Here is a 26,467-nt window from a genome sequence, read left to right as displayed (position 1 = left end):
TGATGGTGGACGACGTACAGCTGGACGTACTGACGATCGGGCGGATCGGGGTCGACCTCTACCCGCTGCAGCTCGGGACGCACCTGGAGGATGTCACCTCGTTCGGGAAGTTCCTCGGCGGGAGCGCCACCAACGTGGCGGTCGCCGCGGCGCGGCACGGCCGGCGGTCGGCGGTGATCAGCCGCACCGGCAACGACCCGTTCGGCACCTTCATCCACCGCACCCTCGGCGAACTCGGCGTCGACGACCGCTTCGTCACCCCCGTCGACGGCCTGCCGACCCCGATCACGTTCTGCGAGATCTTCCCGCCGGACAACTTCCCGCTCTACTTCTACCGCTTCCCCAAGGCCCCCGACCTCGTCATCAACCCCGCCGAACTGGACCTGGACGCCATCCGCAACGCCCGCATCTACTGGTCCACCGTCACCGGCCTCTCCGCCGAACCCTCCCGCTCCGCCCACTTCACCGCCTGGGACGCCCGCGGCCGCACCACCTCCGCGACCGCCGACCCCACCCCGTCCTATCCCGGAGCGACGGAACCGACGCACGCCACCAACCCGCCAACTGCCGGAGCAGCGTCCGCAGCCGGTCTCGACCGGGCGTCCACAGACGGGTCGCGCGACCGCGGGCCTCGGTTCACGGTGCTCGACCTGGACTACCGGCCGATGTTCTGGGCGGATCCTTCGGAGGCGCATGAGCAGGTGTCGCGGGCGCTGGAGTACTGCACGGTTGCTGTCGGCAACCGTGAGGAGTGCGAGGTCGCCGTCGGCGAGACCGACCCCGACAAGGCCGCCCAGGCCCTCCTCGACCGCGGCCTCGAACTCGCCGTCGTCAAACAGGGCCCCCGCGGCACCCTCGCCCGTACCCGCGACGAACGCGTCGAGGTCCCGCCGTACCCGGTCGAGGTCGTCAACGGCCTGGGCGCCGGCGACGGCTTCGGCGGCGCACTCTGCCACGGCCTCCTCGCCGGCTGGCCCCTGGAGAAGATCATCCGCTTCGCCAACACCGCCGGCGCCCTCGTAGCCTCCCGCCTCGAATGCTCCACCGCCATGCCCACAACCACCGAAGTCCTCTCCCACCTGGGACCCGAAGCATGACCCCCACCAACGAAAACACCCCCACCAACCCCGAACAGCACCCAGGGGACCAGCGCTCGGCACCGCCGTACGCCGAAGACCAACACTCCGGCCCCCAACCCCCAGAAGACGAACGTTCCGACGCCCACCGCACCGGCAACCACTGGTCCGCAAACCAAGACCATGAGGCCGAGCGTTCCGGCGGCGGCCGTTCCGGCGACCAGTGGTCCGGAGACCAAGGCCTTGAGGCCGAGCGTTCCGGCGGCGGCCGTTCCGGCGACCAGTGGTCCGGAGACCAAGGCCTTGAGGCCGAGCGTTCCGGCGGCGGCCGTTCCGGCGACCAGTGGTCCGGAGACCAAGGCCTTGAGGGCGAGCGTTCCGGCGGCGGCCGTTCCGGCGACCAGTGGTCCGGAGACCAAGGCCTTGAGGGCGAGCGTTCCGGCGGCGGCCGTTCCGGCGACCAGTGGTCCGGAGACCAAGGCCTTGAGGGCGAGCGTTCCGGCGGCGGCCGTTCCGGCGACCAGTGGTCCGGAGACCAAGGCCTTGAGGGCGAGCGTTCCGATGCCCGCCGTTCCGGCAACCAGTGGTCTGGAGACCGACGCCCTGCGGGCGAGCGTTCCGACGGCCGCCGTTCCGGCAACCAGTGGTCCGGGAACCAACGCCCCACCGGTCCGGCTCCGGCGAACAGCCGCGCCGAGGACCCACGCTCCGAGGACCAGTACTCCGAAGACGCCCGCCCGATCCCCATCCGCCGCCCCACCGAACCCTCGGACGCCACCATCCCAACCCCCACCGAAGACCAAGACGCGACCATCCTCACCCCCACCACCAACGACCCCACCGTCCTGACCCCCCGCACGCCAGCCCCCGACGACCCAACCGTCATCACCCCACCCACTTCCCAGGGAACTTGGTGGGTAGGCCCAACCGACTACCCCCAATACCCCAACCCCACCCAGCCACCCCCCACCCACGCACGACCCGCCAGCAACACCCAGGGCAACGCAGCTACACCTCCCGCGACCCAGGACGACGCCGCCCCCGAAACCGCACAGAGCATGGCCGGTACACGAGGCCCGTCCCAGGACGAGGTCGCCCCCGGCACACACCAGAGCGATGCGGCTCCGCGTGGCGCGGTGCGAGCTGATGGAGCCCGCGGCGCCGCGCAGGGTGTTGCGGGTCCGCGGGGCGCGGAGCGGGCTGATGAAGGCCCCCGCACCGGGCAGGGCGATGCGGGTGCTCGTGGCGCGGTGCGGGCTGATGGAGCTCATGGCGCCGGTCAGGGTGATGCGGGTGCGCGGGGCGCGGAGCAGGCTGATGACGCTCCTGGCACGGGGCAGGCTGTCTCGGGTGTGCGCGGTGCGGGACGGCGCGTCGCTCCTAGTACTGGGGAGAGCGATGCGGCGGTGCGTGGTGCGGAGCTGAGCGATGAGGTCCGTGCTGCCGGGCTCAGTGATCCGCGTGTGCGTGGCGCGGTGTCGGTTGATGTAGCTCGTGGCACCGGGCAGGGCGGTCCGGGTGTTCGTGGTGTGGCGCGGGAGGATGCCCCCCGTGGTGACCGGCCGGGAGATCCCGGTGTGGGCGGAGATGCTCGTGCTGATGCCGGTTGGGGTGCTGGGGCGGATGAGCAGGGTGTGCGTGGTGTCGGGGCTAACGATCCGACGGTGGTGACGCGGCGGCCGCATGATCTGAGTGCGTCGGCGTACGCCGGGGCGAACGAGCCGACCATTATCGTGCCCCGCTCCGAGACCCCGGTCGTACCGGGACCCGATGACCCCACCGTGATCTCAGACCCGACCGACCCGAATCTCCGCGCGAACAACCCGACCTCCGCGAGAGTCGGTGCGAATGATCCGACCGTCGGAGTACGCCGTACCGACGTCCCGGGACCGGACGACGCGACCGTCCTGATGAGCGCGACCCCCGATGGTCAAACAACTGTCATCGGAAACCTGAACCTGCCTGTCAACTCGCCTGCTGCGAGCCCGGCCCGTCCGCAGCAGAGCCGCGGGCAGGTGGATGACGGTGAGCACTCGGCGGATGACGGGGCAGTACGCGGTGAGCAGCCGGTGGGTGGTGTTCGGTCGGCGGCGGAGGAGTCGTCCGCGAGTGGTGGCGGGTCGGGTACGTCGGGTGCTCCGCTCGGGCATCAGCTGAGCGGGCAGACCGTGCGTGGGCCTCAGCAGGCGACCCTGTCCACGCGCCGACCGACCCAAGCGAGGCAACCCCAGGCACAACAGCCCTCTGGAGAACCCCAACCTGCTGCCGGCACACCCTTGGCCGAGCAGTCCCAAGCCCAACAATTGCAGGACGATCGGGTCCCCGGCGAGCAGGCTCAGGCCGAGCTGGATCGAGTCGCGCAGGTTGACGCTGGGACGCCTTCTGCTGGGGTGGTTCAGGACTCGTCGCGACAGGGTGAGACTGCTCGCGATGAACGCGTGGATGCGGCGAGTGTAGAGAGCGTCGGAGTGGCGAGTGACCGTGCAGACGTGCGGGCAGTTGACGAGCGTTCGGGTGACGAGATGGAGGCGCAGACGGGCGGGGGCCGCGAAGGTGTGAGGGACGGTGCAGGTACTGCGGGTGCTGTGAATGCGCGCGGTGGTGCGCGAGAGTCCGGCGGGGTTGAGGGCACGGCTGCTGTGGGTATGTCGGGAGCGGCGGCGGCCGGCACGTCCGCGGGTGCTGCTGGTGCTGTCGGGGGAGCTGCGGCTGGTGTTGGGGGTGCTGCGGCTGGTGTTGGGGCTGCTGCTGCAGCCGCTGTAGGTGTTGCGGGTGCTGTGGCCGCGGGCGTGGTGGCTGCTGGTGCGGCGGTCGCGGGAGCTGGTGTGGTTGGAGGGGATGGGACTCCCGCTGGTGATTTACCGAGTGGTGAGTCTGCGGATGGTCAGGGGGTAGGTGCCGCGGATGGTGAGTCCGTGGGCGCGAAGGCTATGGGCCCGGAGGCTGCGGACGGCGAATCCGTGGGTGCGGAGCGGCTGAGTGCGGAGGCTGTGAGTGCGGAGGCCGTGGGTGGGGAGGCCGTGGGTGCGGAGGCTGTGAGTGCGGAGGCCGTGGGTGGGGAGGCCGTGGGTGCGGAGGCTGTGGGTGCGGAGGCTGTGGGTGCGGAGGCTGTGGGTGCGGAGGCCGTGGGTCGGGAGGCTGTGAGGGTGGAGCCTGCGGGTGCGGTGTCGGTTGCTGCGGGGGCGGCCGGGGGTGAGGCAGTGGGTGCGGGCTCGTTGAATGTTGAGCCGGGTGTTGCCGGGGCGGTTGGAGGCCAGGCGGCTGAGGGGGCGCTCGCGGGTGGCGAGGGTCCGCGGAGTGGGAGTGCGGAGCCTGTTGGGGCAGGGCGTGCCGGGGCAGAGCTTGTGGGTGCGGATGAGGCGCGCGCGGAGGCAGGTCGTGTGGGTGCTCCGGGGGCTGGGCGTGCGGGGCGGGGAGACGCCTGGGCTGAGGTTGCTGGGCGGGTGGGGGAGCTGACGGAGGTTCGGGTTCGGGAGCCGGGGCGGGTGGCTGAGGGATGGCTGCGGCGGCGGACTCGGGCGTTGGTGGGGGAGGACGGGCGGCTGCTCATTGTGGCTGCGGATCATCCGGCGCGGGGGGCGTTGGGGGTTCGGGGCGAGCGGATGGCGATGGGGAGCCGGGTGGAGTTGGTGGCTCGGCTGGTGGTGGCGTTGCAGCGGCCGGGGGTGGACGGGGTGCTGGCCACGCCGGATGTGCTCGAGGATCTGTTGCTGCTCGGGGCGTTGGAGGGCAAGGTCGTCATCGGTTCGATGAATCGCGGCGGGCTGCAAGGGTCGGCGTTCGAGTTGGACGACCGGTTCACGGCGTACCGGAGCGCTGACGAGATCGCGGCGCGGCGGCTCGACGGTGGGAAGATGCTGACCCGGATCGATCTCGCGGACGCCGGGACCGTGGCGACGTTGGAGAGCAGTGCCGCGGCGGTGACGGGGCTGGCTGAGCACAAGTTGATGGCCATGGTCGAGCCGTTCTGGTCAACGCGGGGCGAGGACGGGCGGGTGACGAACCTGCTCGACCCGGACTCGGTGATCAAGTCGATCCAGATCGCGTCCGGTCTCGGCGCGACGAGTGCCTACACCTGGCTCAAGCTGCCGGTCGTCGACGAACTCGAGCGGGTGATGGAGGCAACGACCTTGCCGACGTTGCTGCTTGGCGGCGATCCGACCGCGGCCCCGGAGGCGACGTACGCGTCGTGGGGCAAGGCGCTCGAGTTGCCGTCGGTCCGTGGACTCGTGGTGGGGCGGGCCTTGCTGTTCCCGCCGGACGGCGATGTGGCCGCGGCGGTCGACCATGCGGCGACGCTGGTGCACGGCAGCAACACATGACCGGCCCCCGGGCGCTCGGGGTTTCTGACGAAGGGCGATTGGGATGACTGAATGGGTTCGGCCCGCCGGCTCGGCGGCGGGCGACGGGTACGAGGTGGCGGTGCGGCCCGGTGAGCCGGACTGGCATCACAGCGGCCTGTTGGTGCGCACGTTGCGGCCCGGCCAGTCGGTGGAGATCGACACCGGGGACTGCGAGTACATCGTCCTTCCGCTGAGCGGCTCGGCCGAGGTGATCGTGGGCGGCGAGTCGGTACCGCTCGGCGGGCGGGCGGACGTCTTCGCCGGTACGACGGATCTCGCGTACGTACCGCGCAACTCGACGTTCGCGGTGGTCAGCGCCGGTGGTGCGCGGATCGCATTCCCGCACGCGAAGGCGGCCGCGGACCACCCGTTCCGCCGGGTCCCCGCCGACGAGGTGGAGACCGAACTGCGCGGTGCCGGTGTCGCCTCCCGGCAGGTCCGGAACTTCGGTACGCCGGGGGTGCTCGACGCGGACTCGATCATCGCCTGCGAGGTGATCACGCCCGCCGGCAACTGGTCGTCCTACCCGCCGCACAAGCACGACGAGCACCGGCCCGGGAAGGAGAGCGAGCTCGAGGAGATCTACTACTTCGAGCTGCAGCTCTCCGACGACGTACCGGAAGGTGTCAAGGGCAACGATCCGATCGGGTACCAGCGGGTGTACGGCACCGAGGAACGCCCGATCGACGTGCTCGCCGAGGTACGTAGCGGCGACGTCGTCCTGGTCCCGCACGGGTGGCACGGTCCGGCGATGGCGCCGCCCGGCTACGACATGTACTACCTGAACGTGATGGCAGGCCCCGGCTCGGAACGCCAGTGGCTGATCACCGACGATCCGCAGCATGCGTGGGTCCGTGAGTTGTGGAGTTCGCAACATATCGATCCTCGGTTGCCTTTTGGAGGGGAAGACTCATGACGGTGCGTCTCACGGTCGCGCAGGCCCTGGTGCGATTCCTGAGCGTCCAGTACTCGGAGCGGGACGGGCTACGGCAGCGGCTGATCGCCGGGAGCCTGGGCATCTTCGGCCACGGCAACGTGGCCGGCGTCGGCCAGGCGTTGCTGCAGTCCGAACTCGCGGACCCGAAGGCGTTGCCGTACATCCTCGCCCGCAACGAGCAGGCGATGGTGCATACGGCAGCGGCCTTCGCCCGGACCCGTGACCGGCTCCAGACCTACGCCTGCACGGCAAGCGTCGGTCCGGGGTCGACCAACATGGTGACCGGCGCGGCCCTGGCGACGATCAACCGGCTGCCGGTGCTGATCCTCCCTTCGGACGTGTTCGCGACGCGGGTGGCGACACCCGTGCTGCAGGAGCTCGAGAGCTTCGGCGCCGGTGACGTGTCGGTCAACGACGCGTTCCGCCCGGTGTCGAAGTACTTCGACCGGGTCTGGCGGCCGGAGCAGTTGCCGTCGGCATTGATGAACGCGATGCGCGTGCTGACCGATCCGGTCGAGACCGGAGCGGTGACGCTGGCGCTGCCGCAGGACGTCCAGGCGGAGGCCTACGACTGGCCGGACGAGCTGTTCGCAGAGCGCACCTGGTACGTCGCACGGCCCTTGCCGGAGGCATCAATTGTCGACAAGGCGGTAGATCTCCTTCGGTCTGCGCGGCGTCCTCTGATCGTGGCCGGCGGCGGCGTGCACTACTCGGGTGCCGAGGACGCACTGCGTGAGTTCGCCGAACGGACCGGGATCCCGGTGTCGGAAACCCAAGCAGGTAAGGGATCGCTGAGCTACGATCACCCGCAGTCGGTGGGCGCGGTCGGTTCGACCGGAACCACGGCGGCGAACGCGCTGGCCCGGGACGCCGACCTGGTGATCGGGATCGGCACCCGCTACAGCGACTTCACGTCGGCGTCGCGGACGGCGTTCCAGGATCCGCGGGTCAAGTTCCTCAACATCAACGTGGCGCGTTTCGACAGCACTAAGCATGCCGGCCTCCCGGTGGTGGCCGATGCGTGGGAAGCCCTTGTTTCGCTGGGATCCGCGCTCGGCGAGTGGTCTGTTGACGCCAAGTACACCGCGGCGGCCCAGGAACTCGCCAGGACCTGGAACGGAACTGTTGACGCAGTTTTCCGGCCCTCCGCCGAGCGAAGGGCGGCCGAAGGGCTGCTCACCCAGGGCGAGGTGATCGGCACCGTCAACGAATTGTCGGCGGCGTCTGATGTGGTTGTCTGCGCGGCCGGGTCGATGCCCGGCGACCTCCACAAACTGTGGCGGACGCGCGATCCGAAGGGATACCACGTCGAATATGGCTACTCCTGCATGGGATACGAGATCGCCGGCGGACTCGGCGTCCGGCTCGGCGCCCCGGACCGCGACGTGTTCGTGCTGGTCGGCGACGGGTCCTACCTGATGATGTCCAGCGAACTGGCCACCGCGGTCCAGGAGAACATCAAGATCATCGTGGTCCTGGTGCAGAACCACGGGTTCGCGTCGATCGGCGCGCTGTCGGAGTCGCTGGGATCGCAGCGGTTCGGTACGGCGTACCGGAAGCGCACCGGCGACGGCCGGCTGGACGGTGACTACCTGCCGATCGACCTGGCGGCGAACGTGCGCAGCTTCGGCGTCGACGTGATCGACGTGCACACCCGTACCGACCTGGAGCAGGCGATTCGGACCGCGAAGGCGGCCACCGGGCCGATCGCGATCCACGTCACCACCGATCCGCTGATCGGCGGGCCGGACAGCGACTCGTGGTGGGACGTCCCGGTCAGCGAGGTCTCGGAACTGCGGAGCACGCAGGCCGCCGCGGCGTCGTACGAGGAGAGCAAGAAGGCGCAACGTCCGTACCTCGCCCCGGTCGAGGAGGGCAGCTGATGATCGGCATCGGCACGGCGCCGGACTCGTGGGGAGTCTGGTTCGCCGACGACCCGCGGCAGACGACGTGGACGCGGTTCCTCGACGAGGTGGTCGCGGCCGGGTACACCCGGATCGAGCTCGGCCCGTACGGGTACCTCCCGACCGATCCGGTCCGGCTGAAGGACGAGCTCGACCGGCGCGGCCTGACGATGACCGCGGGGACGACGTTCGAGCAGCTGCACCGCCCGGACGGGTGGGACGCGACCTGGCGCGACGTCGCGAGGACGGCTGAGCTGACCGCGGCGATGGGCGCGCGGCACCTGGTCGTGATGCCGTCGATGTGGCGCGGCGACAACGGCGAGATCGTCGAGGAGCGGCTGGACCACGAGGGGCAGGCCAGGCACGGGCAAGCGGTGACAGAGCTCGGCCGGCGCCTCAAGGAGGAGTTCGGCGTGCAGACGCAGTACCACCCGCACGCCGACGGCCACATCGACACGCAGGACACGGTCGAGCGCTTCCTCGAGGAGACCGACAGCGCCTACGTGAACCTGTGCCTCGACACCGGGCACATCAGCTACTGCGGCGGCGACAACCTCGAGCTGATCCGGAAGTACCCGGACCGGATCGGCTACGTCCATCTCAAGCAGGTGGATCCGCAGGTTCTCGCCGAGGTGACGGCGGAGGGCCTGAGCGTCGACGAGGCGGTACGGCGGGGCGTGTTCCGCGAGCCGCCGGACGGCGTACCGGAGCTGCCGCCGGTGCTGGAAGCGCTTGCCGGGCTGGACGCCGACGTGTTCGCGATCGTCGAGCAGGACATGTATCCCTGCGCACCCGACGTACCGCTGCCGATCGCGCGGCGGACGTTGACGTATCTGAGGTCCCACGGGGGTGGCGAATCGAACTGACGGCCGCGGGAGTGTGACACTCTCGGGTCCCAAGAAAGTCCAGGAACACCCGAAAGGCTGGTACCAACTCATGGTTCGGTGGCAGAAGAAGGCGGTGGCCACGGTCGCGGCCGTCGCGCTCGCCGCGGCGCTGGCCGCGTGCAGCTCCTCCGGTGGCAAGCAGAAGGAGCAGAGCTCCGGCGGCAGCGGCGGCAGCGTCGCGAACACGCCGCGGATGAAGGTTGCCCTGATCACCCATTCGGGACCCGGCGACACCTTCTGGGACATCGTCCGGCGCGGCGCCGAGGCGGCCGCGAAGAAGGACAACATCGAGCTGCAGTACTCCGCCGACCCGGACGGCGCGGCCCAGGCGAACCTGGTGCAGACCGCGATCGACTCGAAGGTCGACGGCATCGCGGTCACGCTGAACAAGCCCGACGCGGTGATCCCGAACGTCAAGAAGGCGATCGCGGCCGGTATCCCGGTGACGATCCTGAACGGCGGCCTCGACCAGTGGAAGACCACCGGCGCGCTCGGCTACTTCGGCCAGGACGAGCGGATCGCCGGCCAGGCGACCGGTGAGAAGCTCAAGGAGCTCGGCGCGAAGAAGGTGCTCTGCGTCATCCACGAGCAGGGCAACGTCAGCCTGGAGGCGCGCTGCCAGGGCATCAAGGACAAGTTCGGCAACGTCGAGAACGTGAACGTCAACGGCACCGACCAGCCCGGTACGCAGGCGACGCTGACCTCGAAGCTGCAGGCCGACAAGTCCGTCGACTACGTGGTCGCGCTGAACGCCGGTATCGCGCTGACCGCGGTCCAGGCGGTCAAGGACGCCGGCTCGTCGGCGAAGGTCGGCAGCTTCGACATGAGCAAGGAGATGGCCAAGGCGGTCCAGGACGGCACCGTGCAGTTCGCCGTCGACCAGCAGCCGTATCTGCAGGGCTATCTCGCGATCGACGCGATCTGGCTGTACAAGAACAACGGCGACACCATCGGTGGCGGCCAGGCGACCCTGACCGGTCCGGCGTTCATCGACAAGTCGAACATCGCGGCGGTGCAGAAGTACGCCGAAGCCGGGACCCGCTGAGGCAGCGCCATGGCATCGACCATCACCTCACCCAGCTCGGCCGACGACCGCGTCTCGGCCCGCTCCCTGGGCGCCCGGCTGCTCAGCCGGCCGGAGATCGGGTCGCTCGTCGGCGCGGCCGTGATCCTGGTGTTCTTCCTGATCGCGGCGCCGCCGTTCCGCAACGTCGACAACACCGGGACGATCCTCTATCAGGCCGCGCTGATCGGGGTGATGGCGGTGCCGGTCTCGCTGCTGATGATCGGCGGCGAGTTCGACCTCTCGGCCGGTGTCGCGGTGACGACGTCCGGCCTGACCGCGGGCATCCTCTCGTACCAGTTCAGCCTGAACGTGTGGGTCGGCGTGGTCGTCGCGCTGGTGTTCTCGCTGGCGATCGGCGCCTTCAACGGCTGGCTGCTGATGCGGACCGGACTACCCAGCTTCCTGGTGTCGCTGAGTACGTTCTTCATCCTGCAGGGCCTGAACATCGCGGTCACCCGGGTCACGTCCGGCGCCGTGGCGTCGAACTCGATCGGTGACATGGACGGGTTCGGCGCGGCGAAGGCGATCTTCGCGTCGGAGTTCAAGCTCGGCGGCATCACGGTGAAGATCATCGTGGTCTGGTGGATCGTGTTCGTCGCGATCGCCGCCTGGGTGTTGCTGAAGACACAGATCGGGAACTGGATCTTCGCGGTCGGCGGTGACGCGGCGGCCGCGCGGGCGGTCGGTGTGCCGGTGAAGAAGGTGAAGATCGGGTTGTTCATGGCGGTCGGGTTCTTCGCCTGGTTCACCGGCATGCAGTTGTTGTTCAACTCCAACGGTGTCGTGCAGTCCGGCGAAGGCGTCGGCAAGGAGTTCCTCTACATCATCGCTGCCGTCGTCGGCGGGTGCCTGCTGACCGGCGGCTACGGCTCGGTCCTGGGGGCCGCCGTCGGTGCACTGATCTTCAGCATGGTCCAGCTCGGCGTCGTGTACGCCGGCTGGAACCCGGACTGGTTCAAGGCGTTCCTCGGCGTGATGTTGTTGCTGGCAACGATCGTGAACCTGGTCGTGAAGAACCGGGCGGAGGCGCGATGACCACCACGGAACCGTTCGCGAACGACGCGGCGACCAGTCCGAACACGCCGATCGTGCTGCTCGAGGACGTCGGCAAGAGCTACGGCAACATCAACGCGCTGCGCGGCGTGTCACTGGCGGTCCGGCAGGGCGAGATCACCTGCGTGCTCGGCGACAACGGCGCGGGCAAGTCGACGCTGATCAAGATCATCGCCGGCCTGCACGACTACACCTCCGGGCGGATGTCGGTGCACGGCCAGGAGCGGCACTTCTCCTCGCCGCGGGAGTCGCTGGACAGCGGCATCGCGACCGTCTACCAGGATCTCGCGCTGGCGCCGCTGATGTCGGTCTGGCGGAACTTCTTCCTCGGCAACGAGCTCACCAAGGGCCCGTTCCGGCAGCTCGACGCGGCGAATATGAAGCGGATCGCCCAGGACGAGCTGACCAAGATGGGGATCTCGATCCCGAACCTGGAGCAGCCGGTCGGGAAGCTGTCCGGCGGTCAGCGGCAGTGTGTCGCGATCGCCCGGGCGATCCACTTCGGCGCCAAGGTGCTGATCCTGGACGAGCCGACGGCGGCGCTCGGCGTGAACCAGTCCGGCGTGGTGCTGAAGTACGTCGTGAAGGCCCGCGACGCCGGGATCGGGGTCATCTTCATCACCCACAACCCGCACCACGCGTACCTGGTCGGCAACCACTTCGTCATCCTGAAGCTCGGCCGGGTGGCGCTGGACACGCACCGGTCGGAGATCACGCTGGAGCAGCTGACCACCGAGATGGCCGGCGGTTCCGAGCTGGAGGCCTTGAGCCACGAGCTGCGGCAGATCGATCCTGGAGTGGTCGTGGACGAACAACCGGGGAGGGACGATGAGTGACCTGCGGGTCGGCGTCGTCGGCGTCGGCGTGATGGGCGCCGACCATGCCGAGCGCGTCGCGCGGAAGACGTCCGGCGCCCGGCTGGTCGCGGTGTCCGACGCCGATCAGGGCCGGGCCGAGGCGCTGGCCGCCCGGTTGACGGAGGGCCTGGGCGGCGAGCCCGGCAGTACGGCGCGGCACTCGGGCGGCACGGCGTACGGCGACAACGTCCGGGTGGTGGAGGATCCGCTGGAGCTGATCGCCGCCGACGACATCGACGCGGTCATCCTCGCCTCGCCCGGGTCGGTCCACGCCGAGCAGCTGTTCGCCTGCCTGGACCACGGGAAGCCGGTGCTCTGCGAGAAGCCGCTGACGATGGACGCTGCCTCGTCGTTGCGGGTGGTCGAGGCCGAACACAAGCTCGGCCGGCCGCTGATCCAGGTCGGGTTCATGCGCCGGTTCGATCCGGAGTACGCCGCCCTGAAGCAGCTGCTCGACTCCGGCGACCTCGGGCGGACGTTGCTGCTGCACAACGTGCACCGGAACAAGACCGCCGCGCCGTCGTTCCGGAGCGAGATGATCGTCCGCGACTCGATGGTGCACGAGGTGGACGTGGCCCGCTGGCTGTTCGGCGCGGAGATCACCCGGATCACCGTGCACACGCCGAAGCCGACGAGCCTGGTCGCCGACGGCGTCCGCGATCCGCAGCTGGCCGTCTTCGAGTTGGCGAACGGCGCGATCGCCGACGTCGAGGTGTTCGTGAACTTCCAGGTCGGCTACGAGGTCCGGTGCGAGGCGGTCGCCGAGCGCGGCAGCGCGACGATCGGGCTCGGCGCCGGCGTGTTCACCCGCGCGGGCGAGCACTGGGGCGGCGCGATGCCGGCCGACTTCCGGATCCGGTTCGAGCAGGCGTACGACATCGAAGTACAGCGCTGGGCCGACGCCACCCGGCGCGGCGAGATCGACGGGCCGGGCGCCTGGGACGGGTACGCCGCGGCGGCCGTCTGCGAGGCCGGGCTCGAGTCGCTGCGCACCGGCACACCGGTCGACGTCGCGCTGGCCGACCGCGGCAAGGTCCTCGGATGACACAGGAAAGATGAGGAAGCATCGTGAGTACTGAGAGCAAGCGCATCACCCACCTCGTCGGAGGCACCCCGTGGACCGGTGTGGCCGAGCGGACCAGCAAGGTCTACAACCCGGCGACCGGCGAGGTCACCGGCGAGCTGGACCTGGCCTCGGCCGCGACCGTCGACGAGGTCGTCAAGGTCGCCCACGACGCCTCGAAGGCGTGGGCGCAGACCTCGCTCACGAAGCGCGCCCAGGTCCTGTTCGCGTACCGCGAGCTCGTCAGCCGGAACAAGGAACGCATCGCCGCGCTGATCACCGCCGAGCACGGCAAGGTGCTGTCCGACGCGCTCGGCGAGGTGACCCGCGGGCTCGAGGTGATCGAGTTCGCGTGCGGCATCCCGCACCTGCTCAAGGGTGGCTACAGCGAAGGCGTCTCGACCAAGGTCGACGTGTACTCGATCCGCCAGCCGCTCGGCGTCTGCGCGGTGATCTCGCCGTTCAACTTCCCGGCGATGGTGCCGATGTGGTTCGTCCCGATCGCGGTTGCCTGCGGCAACAGCGTGGTGATCAAGCCGTCCGAGAAGGACCCGTCGGCGGCGAACGCGATGGCCGAGCTGTGGAAGGAGGCCGGGCTGCCGGACGGCGTGGTGAACGTCGTGCACGGCGACAAGGAGTCGGTCGACCGGCTGCTCGAGCACCCGGACGTGAAGTCGGTGTCGTTCGTCGGCTCGACGCCGATCGCGAAGTACGTCTACGAGAACGCGACCCGGAACGGCAAGCGTGTCCAGGCGCTCGGCGGCGCGAAGAACCACATGATCGTGCTGCCGGACGCGGATCTCGATCTCGCGGCGGACGCGGCCGTGAACGCCGGGTTCGGCTCGGCCGGTGAGCGCTGCATGGCGATCTCCGCGCTGGTCGCGGTGGAGCCGATCGCGGACGAGCTGATCGGCAAGATCGAGGAGCGGATGGGCAAGCTCAGGACCGGCGACGGGACCCGCGGGTGTGACATGGGTCCGCTGGTCACCGGCGAGCACCGGGACAAGGTCGCCGGGTACGTCGCGGCCGGGGTCGAGTCCGGTGCGGAGCTGGTCGTCGACGGCCGCGAGGGCGACTTCGACGGCGGCGACGACGGGTTCTGGCTGGGGCCGACGCTGTTCGACAAGGTCACGCCGGAGATGTCGATCTACACCGACGAGATCTTCGGGCCGGTGCTGTCGGTCGTGCGGACGACGTCGTACGACGCGGCGCTGGAGCTGGTGAACTCGAACCCGTACGGGAACGGTACGGCGATCTTCACCAACGACGGCGGCGCGGCGCGACGGTTCCAGAACGAGGTCGAGGTCGGGATGGTCGGGATCAACGTCCCGATCCCGGTGCCGATGGCGTACTACTCGTTCGGCGGCTGGAAGAACTCGCTGTTCGGCGACACGCACGCGCACGGTACCGAGGGCGTGCACTTCTTCACCCGCGGCAAGGTGGTCACGTCCCGGTGGCTGGATCCGTCGCACGGCGGCATCAACCTGGGCTTCCCGACCCACGACTGATTGACCGGCAGCGGGATCGTTGGGTAGCTTCGAAGGGCGCGTGAGGGCGCGTCGAGACTCGCCGGAAGGCTGGAAGCCACCTCAATCCGATCATTGATGCGGATTGCCGACGTGCTCTTGAGGCCCGTGCGAGTCCGGGCGCGAGAGGACGCGTTGTGAGACTGCTGCCGGATCGACCGAGTATCGAGTTCCTGCGCAAGGAAGCCAAGGATCTGCTGGCTGTGCTGCGGGAGTCCGAGCCGGGTACGTCGCTCGCGGAAGCGCAGCGAGTGCTGGCCGGGGAGTACGGCGAACGCGACTGGCCCGCGTTGAAGACCGAGGTGGAGCGGCGGGTGGCTGACACGCCCGCCGCGCCGGCCGGGCTGGCGGACGAGCTGGCCGAGGCGTTCGGGCTGGGGAAGGTGACCGCACCGGCGCGACCGGTGACGTTCACGGCGATGGGGCGCTGCTGGGACATCACGACCGACCGCGGGCGGTGGCTTGCGGTCACGGTCTACCACTGGATCACGAACGAGCAGGCAGAGGTCGGTGCTCGGTTGCGGGATGCGGCCACCGCAGCCGGCCTCACGGCGCCGGTGCCTGTGAGGAGCCCGCAGGGGCGGTTGATCGAGAGCGTGCGGGGCGAGAGCTGGCGAGTACATGAGTGGCTGGAGGTCGGGCCGTCGCCAGTGCTGCCGGTGTCGGCGGACCTGGCCCGTCGTGCCGGGGCGGTGTTCGGCACGCTGCACGGGCTCGCGATTCCCAGTGAAGAGCCCATCCAGTGGTACTTGACGCACCGGCGCTCGCCTGACGAGTGGCAAGAGCTGCTCGGGCGTGCGCGTGCTGCGGACAAGCCCTGGGCTGGGCGGCTCGATGCGTTGCTGCCGACGGTCTGGGAACTGCAGGAGATCGAGTTGGAAGCCCCGGACCAGCTGATGCTCTGCAACCGGAATCTGATTCCGACGCATGTCCGGCAGGGACGTGACGGCGAGTTCGTGGCGATGGAATGGGACTTCGCCGGGTCGTTGACGCCGGAGTTGGAGCTTGGTGCCGCGTTGACGCAATGGGTGCTGCGGCCGGACCTCAACGTCCAGGGACTGCGGGCGTTCCGGGACGGCTACGGCGGCGTGCGGGAGTGGCCGCGGCTCGAGATGGGTTCGTTCGCGGTGGCGATCTCGGGGTGGCTCAACTGGGCGTACAACGCGTTCTGCGAGGCGATCGATCCGAAGGATGCCGATCACGCCGTGTTTGCCGAGCGGGAGGCGGTCGGGGTGCTGGATCGGCCGATGACGTGTAAAGGCCTTGAGCAACTACTGCTCTGAGAGCACAGCGGCGAGGGCTTCGGCGGCTGCGTGGGGGAGGTGGCCGTGCAGGAGTTCGGTGCGATGTACCAGGCGGGGGCTGGTGAGTGGAGCCGTTGCCACGGCCTGAGTGGTTGCCCTCAGAGGGAGTACCGCTAGGCCGTGGCCCGCTGCGATCAAAGTCAGGAGGGTGTGAAGGTCGGTGCCGTTGTAGGTGAAGGCGGGTCGGAGCGCGTCCGAGCCTGCAGCGGCACGGAGGGCGGGCAACGGCGCGGCCAGGTCGGGGGCGTCGATCCAGCGCGCGTCGACGAGCCCAGCGAGCGTCAGACCGCCACCTGCCAAGGGATGGTCGTGGGGAAGTGCCACGACCAGCTCGGTGTGAGCTATCGGCGTCGTGTGGAGCTGTACGGCGCTTGAGAGGTGAAGCGGGTCCGTGGGAGCGGCTACGCCGTCGGTGAGGCCAAGCGTGAAGCTACCGGCAGCTACGCCCTCCACGACCTGAGCCCGGCCGCAGACGGTCAGCGTGATCTCAGTGCCTGGATGCGTACGGCGTACCTCCCGGAGCGCGGCTGGGAGCGACACGGCGGCCAACGGCGACGCGGCCAGCGTGAGCGTGCCCGGCGGGACCCCGATCGTCCTGCGTACGTCGGCCCGCGCCGCCTCCAGGCGTAGCAGCAGCGGGCCGGCGTGTTCGAGCAGCCGTTCGCCGGCCGGGGTCGGTAGGACGGGACGCCGGCGGAGGAGCGGCGTACCGAGGTCGTTCTCCAAGGCGGCGATGTGCTGCGAGACGGCGGACTGGGTGTAGCCGAGCTGCGATGCCGCCGCGGAGAACGAGCCGCAGGAGGCGACCGTGACGAACGTCCGCAGCAGATGAGGATCCACAAGTATCAGTATCTCTGATCGACCGTGTAGAGATCATCGTTGGCGCTGATCCGCGTCGAGCGCCCAGGATGAAGTCATGAGCCCTTACTCCGGACGCCTCGCACTGGTCGGTGACCGCTCGCCGCACGTTCGCTCGCACGCTCGCGTCCCCGGGCTGCTCCGGCAGCTCGAGGAACGCGACCACCTGGATCTCGACGTCTACTGGGTCCCCACCGACCAGCCGGTCGACGGGTTCGACGGGGTCTGGCTGCTGCCGGGAAGCCCGTACAAGAGCGAGACGGGCGCGATCCAGGCGGTACGGACGGCCCGCGAGCAGGGCATCCCGTTCCTGGGGACCTGTGGCGGTTTCCAGCACGCCATGCTCGAGTATGCGCGCAACGTGTGCGGTGCGACCGGCGTACAGCACGGGGAGAGTGCGCCGGACGCGGACGACCTGCTGATCGTTCCGCTGGAGTGTTCGCTCGATGGCCACGAGGGCGCCGTACAGGTGACGCCTGGCACGCGTGCGGCCGAGCTACTAGGAGTAGAGCGGTCCACGGAGCGCTACCACTGTTCTTACGGGCTCGACAGCAGCAGGCTCGACCTCTTGCAAGACAGCGGCATGGTGTTCAGCGGGTACGACGAAGCCGGCGAACCGCGGATCGCGGAGCTGCCCGGGCACCCGTTCTACCTGGCCACGCTGTTCCAGCCGGAGCTGGCCGGCGACGGCACCCGCCCACACCCGTTCGTCCAGGCGTTCGCGCATGCCGTTGCCGGCCGCAACGATCAGATCGTCGAGGAAGGCCGCGGCGTCATCCCGGCCGCGACGTAGCACTCGTCGATCAGCTGCATCGTGGCCAGGGCGTCGTCGGCGTCCGTGAGCAGCGGGGCGCCGTTGCGGATCGCCCCGGCGAAGGCCTCCAGTTGGTACGTGTACGACGTACGGGTGCCGAGGTGTTCGACCCAGGTGTCTTCCTTGGTCGTGACGATCACGCGGTCGTCGTTCTGCGGCAGGACGTAGAACGGGGCGAACGCTTCGCCGCGGGTGCCGACGACCTTGAGGCTGAACTCGAGCGACTCGGCCGCCATGCTGGTCCGGACCGTACCGGTGGCACCGCTTGGGAACTCCAGGTCCGCGTTGAGCCACTCGTCCACCCCTGGCATCCGCTTCCGCTCGCCCGCGCGGGCATTGAGCAGCTTCGGCGCGCCACCCGCACAAGAAGCGAACATGCGCTGCGCGTGCAGTGCGTAGCAGCCGACGTCCATCACGGCACCGCCCGCGAGCGGCAGCGACCAGCGCGGGTCGTCGTCAGGCGGCGGAGGCATCACCATGGTCGCTTCAACGTGCTGCAGCTCGCCCAGCTCACCCTTGGCGACCAGCTCCTGCAGCCGCCGCATCACCGGGTGGTAGGCGTAGTGGAAGGCCTCCATGAACACCAGGCCGGACGAGTGGACGGCTTCTTGCACCTGTCGCGCCTCGGCGGCGTTGCTGGCCGACGGCTTCTCGGTCAGTACGTGCTTGCCGGCTGCCAAGGCCCGCAGGTTCCACGGGCCGTGCAGGCCGTTGGCCAACGGGTTGTAGATCGCTTCGATCTCGGGATCGTCGAGCAGTTCCTGGTACGACGCATGGACCCGTTCGACCCCGTGTTCGGCCGCGAACGCCGCGGCCCGTCCGGCGTCGCGCGCAGCGACCGCGACCAGCCGGGCTCCGGTCAGCTTGGCCGGCTCGACGATGGCCCGGCCGGCGATCCGGGCAGCACCGAGGATGCCGATCCGCAGCGGTTCCATGCCTTCTCCTTCGAGGGTCGGCCGCACCGGAGACCCGGTACGGCGGTTCGTCCAAGGGGCGTGTTCCGCCGGTAAGGGTAGTCCCCTGCCCCGGCAGCGAACGCGCCATCCTGCCTGACGGGCACGGTCCCGGGACACCGGCTGCCCGGGATCCGGACTCGGTTCACCGAACGTTCACCGCTGAGCATGTCTGATCAAATCCTCTCGGCGGCTCGACGGAATCCGGTCCAGCCCTCAGGATGAGCCCATGAGCACCGTCCAGGTCCAGGTCGATCGGAACAGCCGTACGCCGTTGCACGTGCAGTTGGCGCAGCAGCTCGAGGCGGCCATCCAGGATGGTGAACTCCCCGTCGGCTCCCGGCTGAGCAACGAGGTCGACCTGGCGGAGGCGTACGGGCTGAGCCGCCCGACCGTGCGGCAGGCGATCGCCCGGCTGGTCGACCAGGGCCTGCTGGTCCGCAAGCGCGGCGTCGGCACCCAGGTGGTGGGCAGCTCCGGACAGGTACGCCGTTCGCTCGAACTGACCAGCCTGTACGACGACCTGGCGGCGGCGCACCGCAAGCCGCAGACCGACGTACTGCGCTTCGGGATCTCGCCGGCGACACCAGAGGTCGCCGCGGCGCTGCAGTGCGAGCAGGACGACCGTGTGCTCCGGCTGGAGCGGCTCCGGCGTGCCGACGGCGAACCGCTCGCGCTGATGCGCAACTGGCTGCCGCCCGAGATCCTGGAGACGGACCCGGCCACGCTGGCCGAGCGCGGGCTCTACGAACTGCTGCGCGCGGAGGGCGTCCGGCTGAAGGTCGCGCACCAGACCATCTCGGCCATCCCCGCAACGATCGAGCAGGCGCGACTGCTGTCGGAGGAACCGGGCGCACCGTTGCTGGCGACGACGAGGATCACGTACGACGACCACGGGCAGCCGGTCGAGTACGGGTCTCACCTGTACCGCGCGAGCCGCTACTCGTTCGAGCACACGCTCGTCCACCGCTGACTCATCTGGCCCGGAAGTTGGCCGCCTGACGCGGTGGGAACACCCACTGGGTGCTGGCTGCAATCCGGGCGAGCTGACTGGCTGTCAGGAGTGGAGCCCGGCGGCTGTGCTCGCTCTTCTCGCTCCGTGCGTTGTAGTTGGTCAGACTGATCTGTGTCCCGTCCGGACGGAACAGCTCGACTGTCGTCTCCCTGACACCGCCCGGGTTGGGACCATCCCGGTACACAGGCTCGTTGTCGTACAGCACATGCACGCTGTGGTCCGGGTGGATGGTGCAGGAGCCAGGCGGGAACGGATTGCAGTCGGTGATCGCGTCCGCGGTGGTGATGCTCAACGTCAGCAGTGAAGGCCCGGCACCGTCGTCCAGCAGAACCGTGGCCTCGTTCGTCCCGAGCCCGTAGCCGCCGGAGGTCGTCGAGTTCATCGGTGTGAGCCCTGTCGGCAGCAGACCGGTCAACGTCGCCAGCGTCTGCGCAGGTGTCACGGGCTGTGACGGCCGCACAGCCTTAGGAACCGTTGGCGTCGTGGCCGGCGGAACCTCGGCCGCACGGGTGTTGGCGACCCCGAAAACAACACCGACCGTAACCAGCACCGCGGCCGCACCGGACAGAGCAGCCAGTGCCGTACGGCGTAGTCGGAGCACCTTGCCGCGACGGATGCCGCGGGCAACAAGGTCCCCTGTGTCCGGTTGGAGGTCTTCGGTGGCCCGGCGCATCAGGTCGGGGAGGTACTCGTTCATTGGCAGGGCTCCCAGGCCAGGTAGACAGCTTCGTCGCCCAGGACCGTCCGCAGCCGGCCTAGTGCGCGAGAGGTGCGCGTTCTGATCGCACCGGTGTTCTTACCGAGGTCGTACGCGACCTGCTCCGCGCTGCGGTCCTCGAAGTACCGCAGTACCAGCACTGCTCTGTCCATCGGCGACAACTCGGCCAGTGCCTGGAGCAACGAAAGGCGAAGCTCGTGGTCCCCAACGCGGTCTGCGCGGTCCGGTGTGCGTTCAACAGGTCGCTCGGTCGAGCTCTTGCGACGGCGTTGGGAGATGTACGTGCGTGCCAGCACGGTCTGCGCGTACGCCGCCGGGTTGTCGGTCTGCTCCACCCGCCGCCAGGCCCGGTACAGCTTGGCGAGCGTCTCCTGGACCAGGTCCTCGGCCAGATGGTGCTCACCGGCCAGCAGCCACGCCGACCGGTACAGCTGCGGGGTCCGCGCTCTGGCGAACTCCTCGAAATCCTCTGCCGACCGTGTCAAAGCACCCTCCCGAGGTCCCTGTCACCCGGTTCGACGCCGCGACACGCGATTCTGTTACCTCCCCGATTGCAACAAGCTGCAAAATTCTGGACCTGACCGTAAGCCGATCGATACGGTGGGTGAGCCACCGGCATGTCACGGTTATCCACAGGACGGTCGAACGCGAGTGGCGCCGGGTGCCCCACGGTTGAAAGGATGGTCGCGAATGGTGACCGAGCGTGGTCGCCGGACGGGACCGACACGGGGGGATCGATGACAGCGGACAGGCTCGACGCGCACCGCTCCAGCTGGACCGGCGCGGTTGAGCTGATCGACGCCCAGGTGCGCGACCTGGTCCGCCGCGAGGGCATCGACCCGCTCCGCGACCCGGGCGCGGTGAACCACATCGTCGCGACCGTCGTCCGGGAGTACGACGAGCGCAGCCTGACCGGCGTGGTGCCGCCGATCGGCGACCTGCAGGCGGTCAGCCGGGAGGTGCACGACCGGGTCGCGGGCTTCGGGCCGCTGCAGCGCTACCTGGACGACCCGGCCGTCGAGGAGATCTGGATCAACGAGCCGAGCCGGGTGTTCATCGCCCGCGAGGGCCGGCACGAGCTGACCACGACCGTGCTGACCGAGGAGGAGGTCGCCGACCTGGTCGAACGGATGCTGAAGACCACCGGCCGCCGGATCGACGTCTCGCAGCCGTTCACCGACGCCCGGCTCCCGGACGGCAGCCGGGTGCACATCGTGCTCGGCGGCATCACCCAGCGGTACGCCGCGGTCAACATCCGCAAGTTCACCGTCCGGGCCACCCGGCTGACCGACCTGGTGCAGCTCGGGTCGCTGACGCCGCACGCGGCCGCCGTGCTCGAGGCCTCCGTTGCCGTCGGCCTCAATGTGCTGGTCTCCGGCGGCACCCAGGCCGGCAAGACCACGATGCTGAACGCGCTGGCCGGTTCGATCCCCGGCAGCGAGCGGGTGATCAGCTGCGAGGAGGTCTTCGAGATCAAGCTGCCGATCCCCGACTGGGTGTCGATGCAGACCCGGCAGGCCGGGCTCGAGGGTACCGGCGAGGTGCGGCTGCGCGACCTGGTGAAGGAGTCGCTGCGGATGCGGCCGTCCCGGGTGATCGTCGGCGAGGTGCGCGGCGAGGAGTGCCTCGACCTGCTGCTCGCGCTGAACAGCGGCCTCCCCGGGATGTGCACCATCCATGCGAACTCGGCACGTGAGGCGCTGACCAAGATGTGCACGCTGCCGTTGCTGGCCGGGGAGAACATCGGCTCCCGGTTCGTGCTGCCGACCGTGGCCGGCTGCGTCGACCTCGTCGTGCACCTCGGTATCGCGGCCGACGGGCGGCGGCGGGTGCGCGAGATCGTCGCGGTGACGGGGCGGGTCGAGGAGCAGGCGATCGAGACCGAGACCCTCTTCAGCACGTACGACGGGTACTTGCGGCGCGCCGAGGGCCAGTTGCCGCACCAGGAACGCTTCCAGCAGGCGGGGTACAACGTCGCCGGCCTGCTCACCGAGCTGCCGCGAGGTGGGGGCTGATGGGGCTGCTCATCGGGCTGTTCTTCGGGGTCGGGCTGCTGCTGATCATCGCGGCGTTCGTGGCGCCGGTCGAGGCCGTGCCCGGTGCGGACGGGCGGCTCCGCGGCCGGAGTCGCGATCTGCTGGCGAGTGCCGGTATCGAAGGCCTGACGCCGGGCGCTTTCATCGGCGCCTGCGCGGTCCTCGCGCTGGTCGCGTTCCTGCTGATGTTCGTGGTGTCCAAGACGCTGCCGGTCGCGCTGGTGTTCGCGGTGATGGCCGGCTGGCTGCCGATCGCCTTGGTCCGGTCGCGGGCCCGGAAGCGGCTGGCCGAGTTCCGCGAGCTGTGGCCGGACGTCGTGGACAACATCGCGTCCGCGGTGCGGGCCGGGCTGTCGTTGTCGGAGGCCTTGGCCCAGGTCGGCGAGCGCGGGCCGCTGCCGTTGCGCGAGCCGTTCCGGCGGTTCGGCGCGGACTATGCCTCGACCGGCCGGTTCGCCGAGTCGCTGGACCGGTTGAAGGCGCGGCTCGCCGACCCGGTCGGTGATCGGGTGGTGGAGGCGTTGCGGATCGCGCGGGAGGTCGGCGGCGGCGACCTCGGCCGGCTGCTGCGTTCGCTGTCGTCGTTCCTGCGCGAGGACGCCCGCACCCGGTCCGAGCTCGAGTCGCGGCAGTCCTGGTCGGTCAACGGTGCCCGCGTCGCGGTCGCCGCGCCGTGGCTGGTGCTGCTGTTGCTGTCCTTCCAGGGCGACGTCATCCAGCGGTACAACTCGCCCGTCGGCGCCGCGATCATCGCGGTCGGCGCCGCCGTCTGCGTGATCGCGTACCGGGTGATGCTGCGGATCGGTCGGCTGCCCGAGCCCGAGCGGGTGCTGCGATGAACCCGTTCCTGCTCGGCGGCTTCCTCGGCGCGGTGCTCGGCGCCGGGCTGCTGATCGTCGTACTGCGGTTGCCGTTCCTGCGGAAACCCACCGTGGACGAGCGGATCTCGCCGTACCTGCGGGACCTCGGGGCGCCCGACGTGTTCGTCGGCGTGGTCGACTCGCGGTCGCCGTTCTACGCGATCCTGCGGCTGTTCGGTCCGTCGCTGCGGTCCGCCGCACTTCGGCTGGAGCGGATCCTCGGCGGCGCGAACACGATCCGCCGGCGGCTGGAGCGGGCCGGTCTGGAGCGGACGGTCGAGGAGTTCCGGATCGAGCAGCTGCTCTGGGGCGCGATCGCGTTCGGGGCCGGGCTGGTGATCTCGATCGTCGCGGTCGCGATCGGTCTCGGCGATCCGGTCGCGCTGCTGGTGTTCTGCCTGGTGCTCGGGATCACCGCGGTGCTCGGGCGCGACACGTACCTGACGACCCAGGTACGGCGGCGGGAGCGGCGGCTGCTGGCGGAGCTGCCGACGGTGGCCGAGCTGCTGGCGTTGTCGGTCGCCGCCGGTGAAGGGCCTGCCGCCGCCCTCGACCGGGTCGCGCGGGCGTCCCGCGGCGAGCTGGCGAACGAACTGAAACGCGTCCTGGCGGAGACCAGGGCGGGAGAGTCCCTGGTCCGCGCGCTCGACGCGCTCGCGGACCGGACCGGGTTGCTGGCGCTGTCGCGCTTCGCGGACGGGCTGGCGGTGGCGCTCGAGCGCGGCACCCCGCTGGCCGACGTACTGCGGGCGCAGGCCGGTGACATCCGGGAAGCCGGGCGCCGCGAGCTGATCGAGTCCGGCGCGCGGCGCGAGGTCGCCATGATGGTCCCGGTGATCTTCCTGGTCCTGCCGGTGACCATCGCATTCGCCTTCTACCCGGGCGCTGTCGGAATCCGGCTGATCGCCGGATGAACTGAGGAGAGGTCATGTCCCTGTACCTGACGAGGCTGTTCCTGACGCTGGCCCTGAGGCCGCGTCCGGCACGGACCGAACGCGGCGACGTCCCCGGCTGGGTGCTGATCACCGTGATGACGGCCGGCCTGGTCGTCGCGATCTGGAAGCTGGCCGGCAAGCAACTCGCCGAGATGCTCCAGGCGGCGCTGTCGTCGGTTGCCAACAACAACTAGCGAGGTGATGCCGCGAACCCGCGGCCAGCGGGGATCGGCCGTCGTCGACTTCGTGCTGGTGTCGACGATCCTGGTGCCGTTGTTCCTCGGCATCCTCCAGGTCGGCCTGTTCCTGTACGTCCGCAACACCGTGACCGCTGCCGCCTCCGAGGGCGCGCACTACGCGGCCGTGCTGAACCGGGCACCGGCCGACGGCGCGACGCGTACCCGGGAGCTGATCAACGGCGTCGTGACGGACAACCTGATCGACTCGGTGTCGGGCGACGCGACCGACATCGACGGGCAGCCCGGCGTCGTGGTGTCGGTGCGGGCCCACATGCCGCCGCTCGGGCTGTGGGGACCCGGGATCTCGTTCACCGTCCAGGGACATGCGGTGAAGGAGACCGGCGAGTGAACCGCCGCAGGCGCGACGAGCGGGGCAGCGCCGTGGTCGAGTTCTCCTGGCTGGCGATCCTGCTGATGGTGCCGCTGGTCTACATGATGCTCGGCGTGTTCGACGTCCAGCGGGCGTCGTACGGCGCGACCGCGGCGACCCGGGCGGCCGGGCGGGCGTTCGTGATCGTGCCGGACGGGATGTCCGAGGACCAGGCGCGGGCGCGCGCGTTCGCGGCCGCGCAGCTGGCGATGCGGGATCAGGGCATGGAACTGTCCGCGGACGAGCTCCGGATCAGCTGCGACCCGGCCTGTCTGCAGCCGGGGTCGACCGTGACCGTCACGCTGCAGACCAAGGTCCGGCTGCCGCTGATCCCGGACGCGCTCGGCGGTGAGCCGCCGGCGATCCGGATCAGTGCCTCGCACACCGAGGCGTTCGGCGACTACCGCGAAGCCAAGGGCGACGGATGACCCGCCGCAAGCGCGGCGAGGACGGGCAGATGACGATGCTGATCGTCGGGTTCGCCGTGGTGATCCTGCTGATGGTCGTCGTGGTCACCGACATCTCCAAGGCGTTCCTGGTCCGCCGCGACCTGGACGCCACCGCCGACGGCGCCGTACTCGCCGCCGCGAACGGGCTGGCCGCGGTCTACGCGCAGCCGGGTGCGGGTGGGAACGCCGCGATCGACCCGGACCAGGCCCGCCGGCTGACCGCGGCCTATCTCGACGATGTTGCCGCGAGCAACAGGTTCGGCAACCTCGACTGGTCGGTGGACGTCGAGGGTACGACGGTGACGGTCCGGCTCACGTCCACCACGAAGCTCCCGTTCCGCCCGCCGGGCTTCCCGGGCTCGGCCGACGTCGCCTCGGAGTCGGCCGCGATCGTCCCTATCCGTTGAACAGGCCAGGGTTGTCGTCGAGCCAGGTGGTGAAGGACCGGGCGGTGTGGCCGGTGAGGAGTTCGACGCCGGGCTCGATGGTGGCCGGCGTGCCGACGCGCGAGGCCCAGTAGGCCAGCAGCGTTTCGCGTTGGCCCTCGTCGCGCATGCCCATCTCGGCGCGGGCCTCGTCCGGGGTGAGGTCGACGGCCTCGATCGGTACGCCGGTCACCGTCGTGACGAGCCCGATCTGGTGCCGGCGCGTCATCGACTCCGGGCCGGTCATCGGGTACCCACGGCCGTCGTGCGCGGTGCCCGGACCGTCGAGCAGCACCCGGACCGCGGCGTCGGCGATGTCGCGCTCGTGGATCGGAGCTTCCTCGGCGTCCAGGTACGGCAGCCGGATCTGGCCGGTCGCGCGGACCTGGTACGCCCAGTACTTCGCGTTGCTCATGAACGCGCCGGGCTGCAGGCGGGTGGTCGCGTACGAACCGGAGGCGATCACCTGCTCGGTCTTCGCGTGCGGATCCTCGGGGCCGCCGAGCGACGACAGCGACGAGAGCAGGACGACCTGCTTCACGCCGGCAGCCTCGGCCGCGGCCACGAAGGCGGGCGCCGTCGACGGGTCGGAGTACAGGAAGACCTGGCTGATGCCGTCGAGGGCGGGCGCCGGGTCGGCGGCGTCGTACGCGACGGCGGACGGCACGGCGGCAGGTTCACGGCTGGCGACGCGGACGTCCTGGCCGGCCTCGGTCAGCGAGGCGGTGACGGCGCGGGCGATGGCGCCGCGGCCGCCGGTGACGAGAATCGTCATTGGA

Annotated in this window: 26 protein-coding genes; 21 read left to right on the top strand and 5 right to left on the bottom strand. The window is 69.8% G+C overall.

What is annotated here, in order from left to right; genetic code table 11:
* Nucleotides 1–2: 2 nt before the first annotated feature.
* The 12 genes from ACQHIV_RS21840 to ACQHIV_RS21785 all read left to right on the top strand — a co-directional run bounded on the left by ACQHIV_RS21840 (nucleotide 3) and on the right by ACQHIV_RS21785 (nucleotide 15,995).
* Nucleotides 3–1,097 carry a 5-dehydro-2-deoxygluconokinase gene (locus ACQHIV_RS21840; RefSeq protein ID WP_427884828.1) on the top strand — a complete coding sequence of 365 codons (1,095 nt, stop codon included), beginning with the start codon at nucleotides 3–5 and terminating at the stop codon, nucleotides 1,095–1,097.
* A 2,577-nt stretch (nucleotides 1,098–3,674) separates the two neighbouring features.
* Nucleotides 3,675–3,839 (top strand): hypothetical protein, encoded by a 165-nt coding sequence (locus ACQHIV_RS21835; RefSeq protein WP_427884827.1) that lies wholly within the window; start codon nucleotides 3,675–3,677, stop codon nucleotides 3,837–3,839.
* A 680-nt stretch (nucleotides 3,840–4,519) separates the two neighbouring features.
* Nucleotides 4,520–5,398: a Cgl0159 family (beta/alpha)8-fold protein gene (locus ACQHIV_RS21830; protein WP_427884826.1), complete on the top strand. Its 879-nt coding sequence runs from the start codon at nucleotides 4,520–4,522 to the stop codon at nucleotides 5,396–5,398.
* Between the two features lie 43 nt (nucleotides 5,399–5,441).
* On the top strand, nucleotides 5,442–6,335 hold the full coding sequence (iolB, locus tag ACQHIV_RS21825) for a 5-deoxy-glucuronate isomerase (RefSeq protein ID WP_427884825.1): 894 nt from the start codon (nucleotides 5,442–5,444) through the stop codon (nucleotides 6,333–6,335).
* Complete coding sequence (iolD, locus tag ACQHIV_RS21820; protein ID WP_427884824.1) at nucleotides 6,332–8,239, top strand: 3D-(3,5/4)-trihydroxycyclohexane-1,2-dione acylhydrolase (decyclizing); 1,908 nt, start codon at nucleotides 6,332–6,334, stop codon at nucleotides 8,237–8,239. Before iolB ends, iolD begins: the two co-directional genes overlap by 4 nt.
* The gene (locus tag ACQHIV_RS21815) at nucleotides 8,239–9,126 is read left to right on the top strand and encodes a TIM barrel protein (RefSeq protein ID WP_427884823.1); all 888 of its coding nucleotides are present in this window, start codon (nucleotides 8,239–8,241) and stop codon (nucleotides 9,124–9,126) included. The genes iolD and ACQHIV_RS21815 overlap by 1 nt, the downstream gene beginning before the upstream one ends.
* A gap of 70 nt (nucleotides 9,127–9,196) precedes the next feature.
* Complete coding sequence (locus ACQHIV_RS21810; protein WP_427884822.1) at nucleotides 9,197–10,192, top strand: sugar ABC transporter substrate-binding protein; 996 nt, start codon at nucleotides 9,197–9,199, stop codon at nucleotides 10,190–10,192.
* A 9-nt stretch (nucleotides 10,193–10,201) separates the two neighbouring features.
* Nucleotides 10,202–11,248: an ABC transporter permease gene (locus tag ACQHIV_RS21805; protein ID WP_427884821.1), complete on the top strand. Its 1,047-nt coding sequence runs from the start codon at nucleotides 10,202–10,204 to the stop codon at nucleotides 11,246–11,248.
* Entirely contained in the window at nucleotides 11,245–12,102 is an 858-nt protein-coding gene (locus tag ACQHIV_RS21800) for an ATP-binding cassette domain-containing protein (protein ID WP_427884820.1), read from the top strand. The genes ACQHIV_RS21805 and ACQHIV_RS21800 overlap by 4 nt, the downstream gene beginning before the upstream one ends.
* The gene (locus ACQHIV_RS21795) at nucleotides 12,095–13,168 is read left to right on the top strand and encodes a Gfo/Idh/MocA family protein (protein ID WP_427884819.1); all 1,074 of its coding nucleotides are present in this window, start codon (nucleotides 12,095–12,097) and stop codon (nucleotides 13,166–13,168) included. The genes ACQHIV_RS21800 and ACQHIV_RS21795 overlap by 8 nt, the downstream gene beginning before the upstream one ends.
* Nucleotides 13,169–13,191: 23 nt before the next feature.
* On the top strand, nucleotides 13,192–14,694 hold the full coding sequence (locus ACQHIV_RS21790) for a CoA-acylating methylmalonate-semialdehyde dehydrogenase (protein ID WP_427884818.1): 1,503 nt from the start codon (nucleotides 13,192–13,194) through the stop codon (nucleotides 14,692–14,694).
* Nucleotides 14,695–14,849: 155 nt separating this feature from the next.
* Nucleotides 14,850–15,995 carry a hypothetical protein gene (locus ACQHIV_RS21785; protein WP_427884817.1) on the top strand — a complete coding sequence of 382 codons (1,146 nt, stop codon included), beginning with the start codon at nucleotides 14,850–14,852 and terminating at the stop codon, nucleotides 15,993–15,995.
* Here ACQHIV_RS21785 and ACQHIV_RS21780 read toward each other — a convergent pair.
* Nucleotides 15,984–16,856 carry a LysR family transcriptional regulator gene (locus tag ACQHIV_RS21780; RefSeq protein WP_427884816.1) on the bottom strand — a complete coding sequence of 291 codons (873 nt, stop codon included), beginning with the start codon at nucleotides 16,854–16,856 and terminating at the stop codon, nucleotides 15,984–15,986. The genes ACQHIV_RS21785 and ACQHIV_RS21780 overlap by 12 nt on opposite strands.
* Nucleotides 16,857–16,932: 76 nt before the next feature.
* Between ACQHIV_RS21780 and ACQHIV_RS21775 the strand changes: the two genes are divergently transcribed.
* Nucleotides 16,933–17,667: a CTP synthase C-terminal region-related (seleno)protein gene (locus ACQHIV_RS21775; protein WP_427884815.1), complete on the top strand. Its 735-nt coding sequence runs from the start codon at nucleotides 16,933–16,935 to the stop codon at nucleotides 17,665–17,667.
* Here ACQHIV_RS21775 and ACQHIV_RS21770 read toward each other — a convergent pair.
* Nucleotides 17,622–18,623 carry a Gfo/Idh/MocA family protein gene (locus ACQHIV_RS21770; protein WP_427884814.1) on the bottom strand — a complete coding sequence of 334 codons (1,002 nt, stop codon included), beginning with the start codon at nucleotides 18,621–18,623 and terminating at the stop codon, nucleotides 17,622–17,624. The two genes, ACQHIV_RS21775 and ACQHIV_RS21770, sit on opposite strands and share 46 nt — an antisense overlap.
* 247 nt (nucleotides 18,624–18,870) lie before the next feature.
* Between ACQHIV_RS21770 and ACQHIV_RS21765 the strand changes: the two genes are divergently transcribed.
* A complete protein-coding gene (locus tag ACQHIV_RS21765; protein ID WP_380191635.1) occupies nucleotides 18,871–19,614 on the top strand; it encodes a GntR family transcriptional regulator in 744 nt (247 codons plus the stop codon).
* Nucleotide 19,615: 1 nt separating this feature from the next.
* On the opposite strand, the gene ACQHIV_RS21760 is transcribed toward ACQHIV_RS21765, so the two are convergent.
* Together ACQHIV_RS21760 and ACQHIV_RS21755 are read right to left on the bottom strand one after the other, a co-directional pair.
* Nucleotides 19,616–20,353, bottom strand: a complete 738-nt coding sequence (locus ACQHIV_RS21760) for a hypothetical protein (RefSeq protein WP_427884813.1) — start codon at nucleotides 20,351–20,353, stop codon at nucleotides 19,616–19,618.
* Entirely contained in the window at nucleotides 20,350–20,859 is a 510-nt protein-coding gene (locus ACQHIV_RS21755; RefSeq protein ID WP_427884812.1) for a SigE family RNA polymerase sigma factor, read from the bottom strand. The genes ACQHIV_RS21760 and ACQHIV_RS21755 overlap by 4 nt, the downstream gene beginning before the upstream one ends.
* 252 nt (nucleotides 20,860–21,111) lie before the next feature.
* Between ACQHIV_RS21755 and ACQHIV_RS21750 the strand changes: the two genes are divergently transcribed.
* Genes ACQHIV_RS21750 through ACQHIV_RS21720 form a run of 7 tightly spaced genes read left to right on the top strand, consistent with a single transcriptional unit; the run spans nucleotide 21,112 to nucleotide 25,670 of the window.
* On the top strand, nucleotides 21,112–22,389 hold the full coding sequence (locus ACQHIV_RS21750; protein ID WP_427884811.1) for a CpaF family protein: 1,278 nt from the start codon (nucleotides 21,112–21,114) through the stop codon (nucleotides 22,387–22,389).
* Entirely contained in the window at nucleotides 22,389–23,249 is an 861-nt protein-coding gene (locus ACQHIV_RS21745; protein ID WP_427884810.1) for a type II secretion system F family protein, read from the top strand. The genes ACQHIV_RS21750 and ACQHIV_RS21745 overlap by 1 nt, the downstream gene beginning before the upstream one ends.
* Entirely contained in the window at nucleotides 23,246–24,184 is a 939-nt protein-coding gene (locus ACQHIV_RS21740; RefSeq protein ID WP_427884809.1) for a type II secretion system F family protein, read from the top strand. Before ACQHIV_RS21745 ends, ACQHIV_RS21740 begins: the two co-directional genes overlap by 4 nt.
* 14 nt (nucleotides 24,185–24,198) lie before the next feature.
* Nucleotides 24,199–24,399, top strand: coding sequence for a hypothetical protein (locus ACQHIV_RS21735; protein ID WP_427884808.1), 201 nt, complete (start codon nucleotides 24,199–24,201; stop codon nucleotides 24,397–24,399).
* A 7-nt stretch (nucleotides 24,400–24,406) separates the two neighbouring features.
* Nucleotides 24,407–24,793, top strand: coding sequence for a TadE/TadG family type IV pilus assembly protein (locus ACQHIV_RS21730; protein ID WP_427884807.1), 387 nt, complete (start codon nucleotides 24,407–24,409; stop codon nucleotides 24,791–24,793).
* On the top strand, nucleotides 24,790–25,242 hold the full coding sequence (locus ACQHIV_RS21725; protein WP_427884806.1) for a TadE/TadG family type IV pilus assembly protein: 453 nt from the start codon (nucleotides 24,790–24,792) through the stop codon (nucleotides 25,240–25,242). The genes ACQHIV_RS21730 and ACQHIV_RS21725 overlap by 4 nt, the downstream gene beginning before the upstream one ends.
* Nucleotides 25,239–25,670, top strand: a complete 432-nt coding sequence (locus tag ACQHIV_RS21720) for a pilus assembly protein TadG-related protein (RefSeq protein WP_427884805.1) — start codon at nucleotides 25,239–25,241, stop codon at nucleotides 25,668–25,670. Before ACQHIV_RS21725 ends, ACQHIV_RS21720 begins: the two co-directional genes overlap by 4 nt.
* On the opposite strand, the gene ACQHIV_RS21715 is transcribed toward ACQHIV_RS21720, so the two are convergent.
* On the bottom strand, nucleotides 25,660–26,463 hold the full coding sequence (locus ACQHIV_RS21715; protein ID WP_427884804.1) for a hypothetical protein: 804 nt from the start codon (nucleotides 26,461–26,463) through the stop codon (nucleotides 25,660–25,662). The two genes, ACQHIV_RS21720 and ACQHIV_RS21715, sit on opposite strands and share 11 nt — an antisense overlap.
* Between the last annotated feature and the right edge of the window lie 4 nt (nucleotides 26,464–26,467).

The organism is Kribbella polygonati (assembly GCF_050320105.1).
Classification (GTDB): domain Bacteria; phylum Actinomycetota; class Actinomycetes; order Propionibacteriales; family Kribbellaceae; genus Kribbella.
The sequence above is the reverse complement of the archived record's forward strand: the minus strand, read 5'-3'. Positions and strand labels throughout refer to the sequence as shown.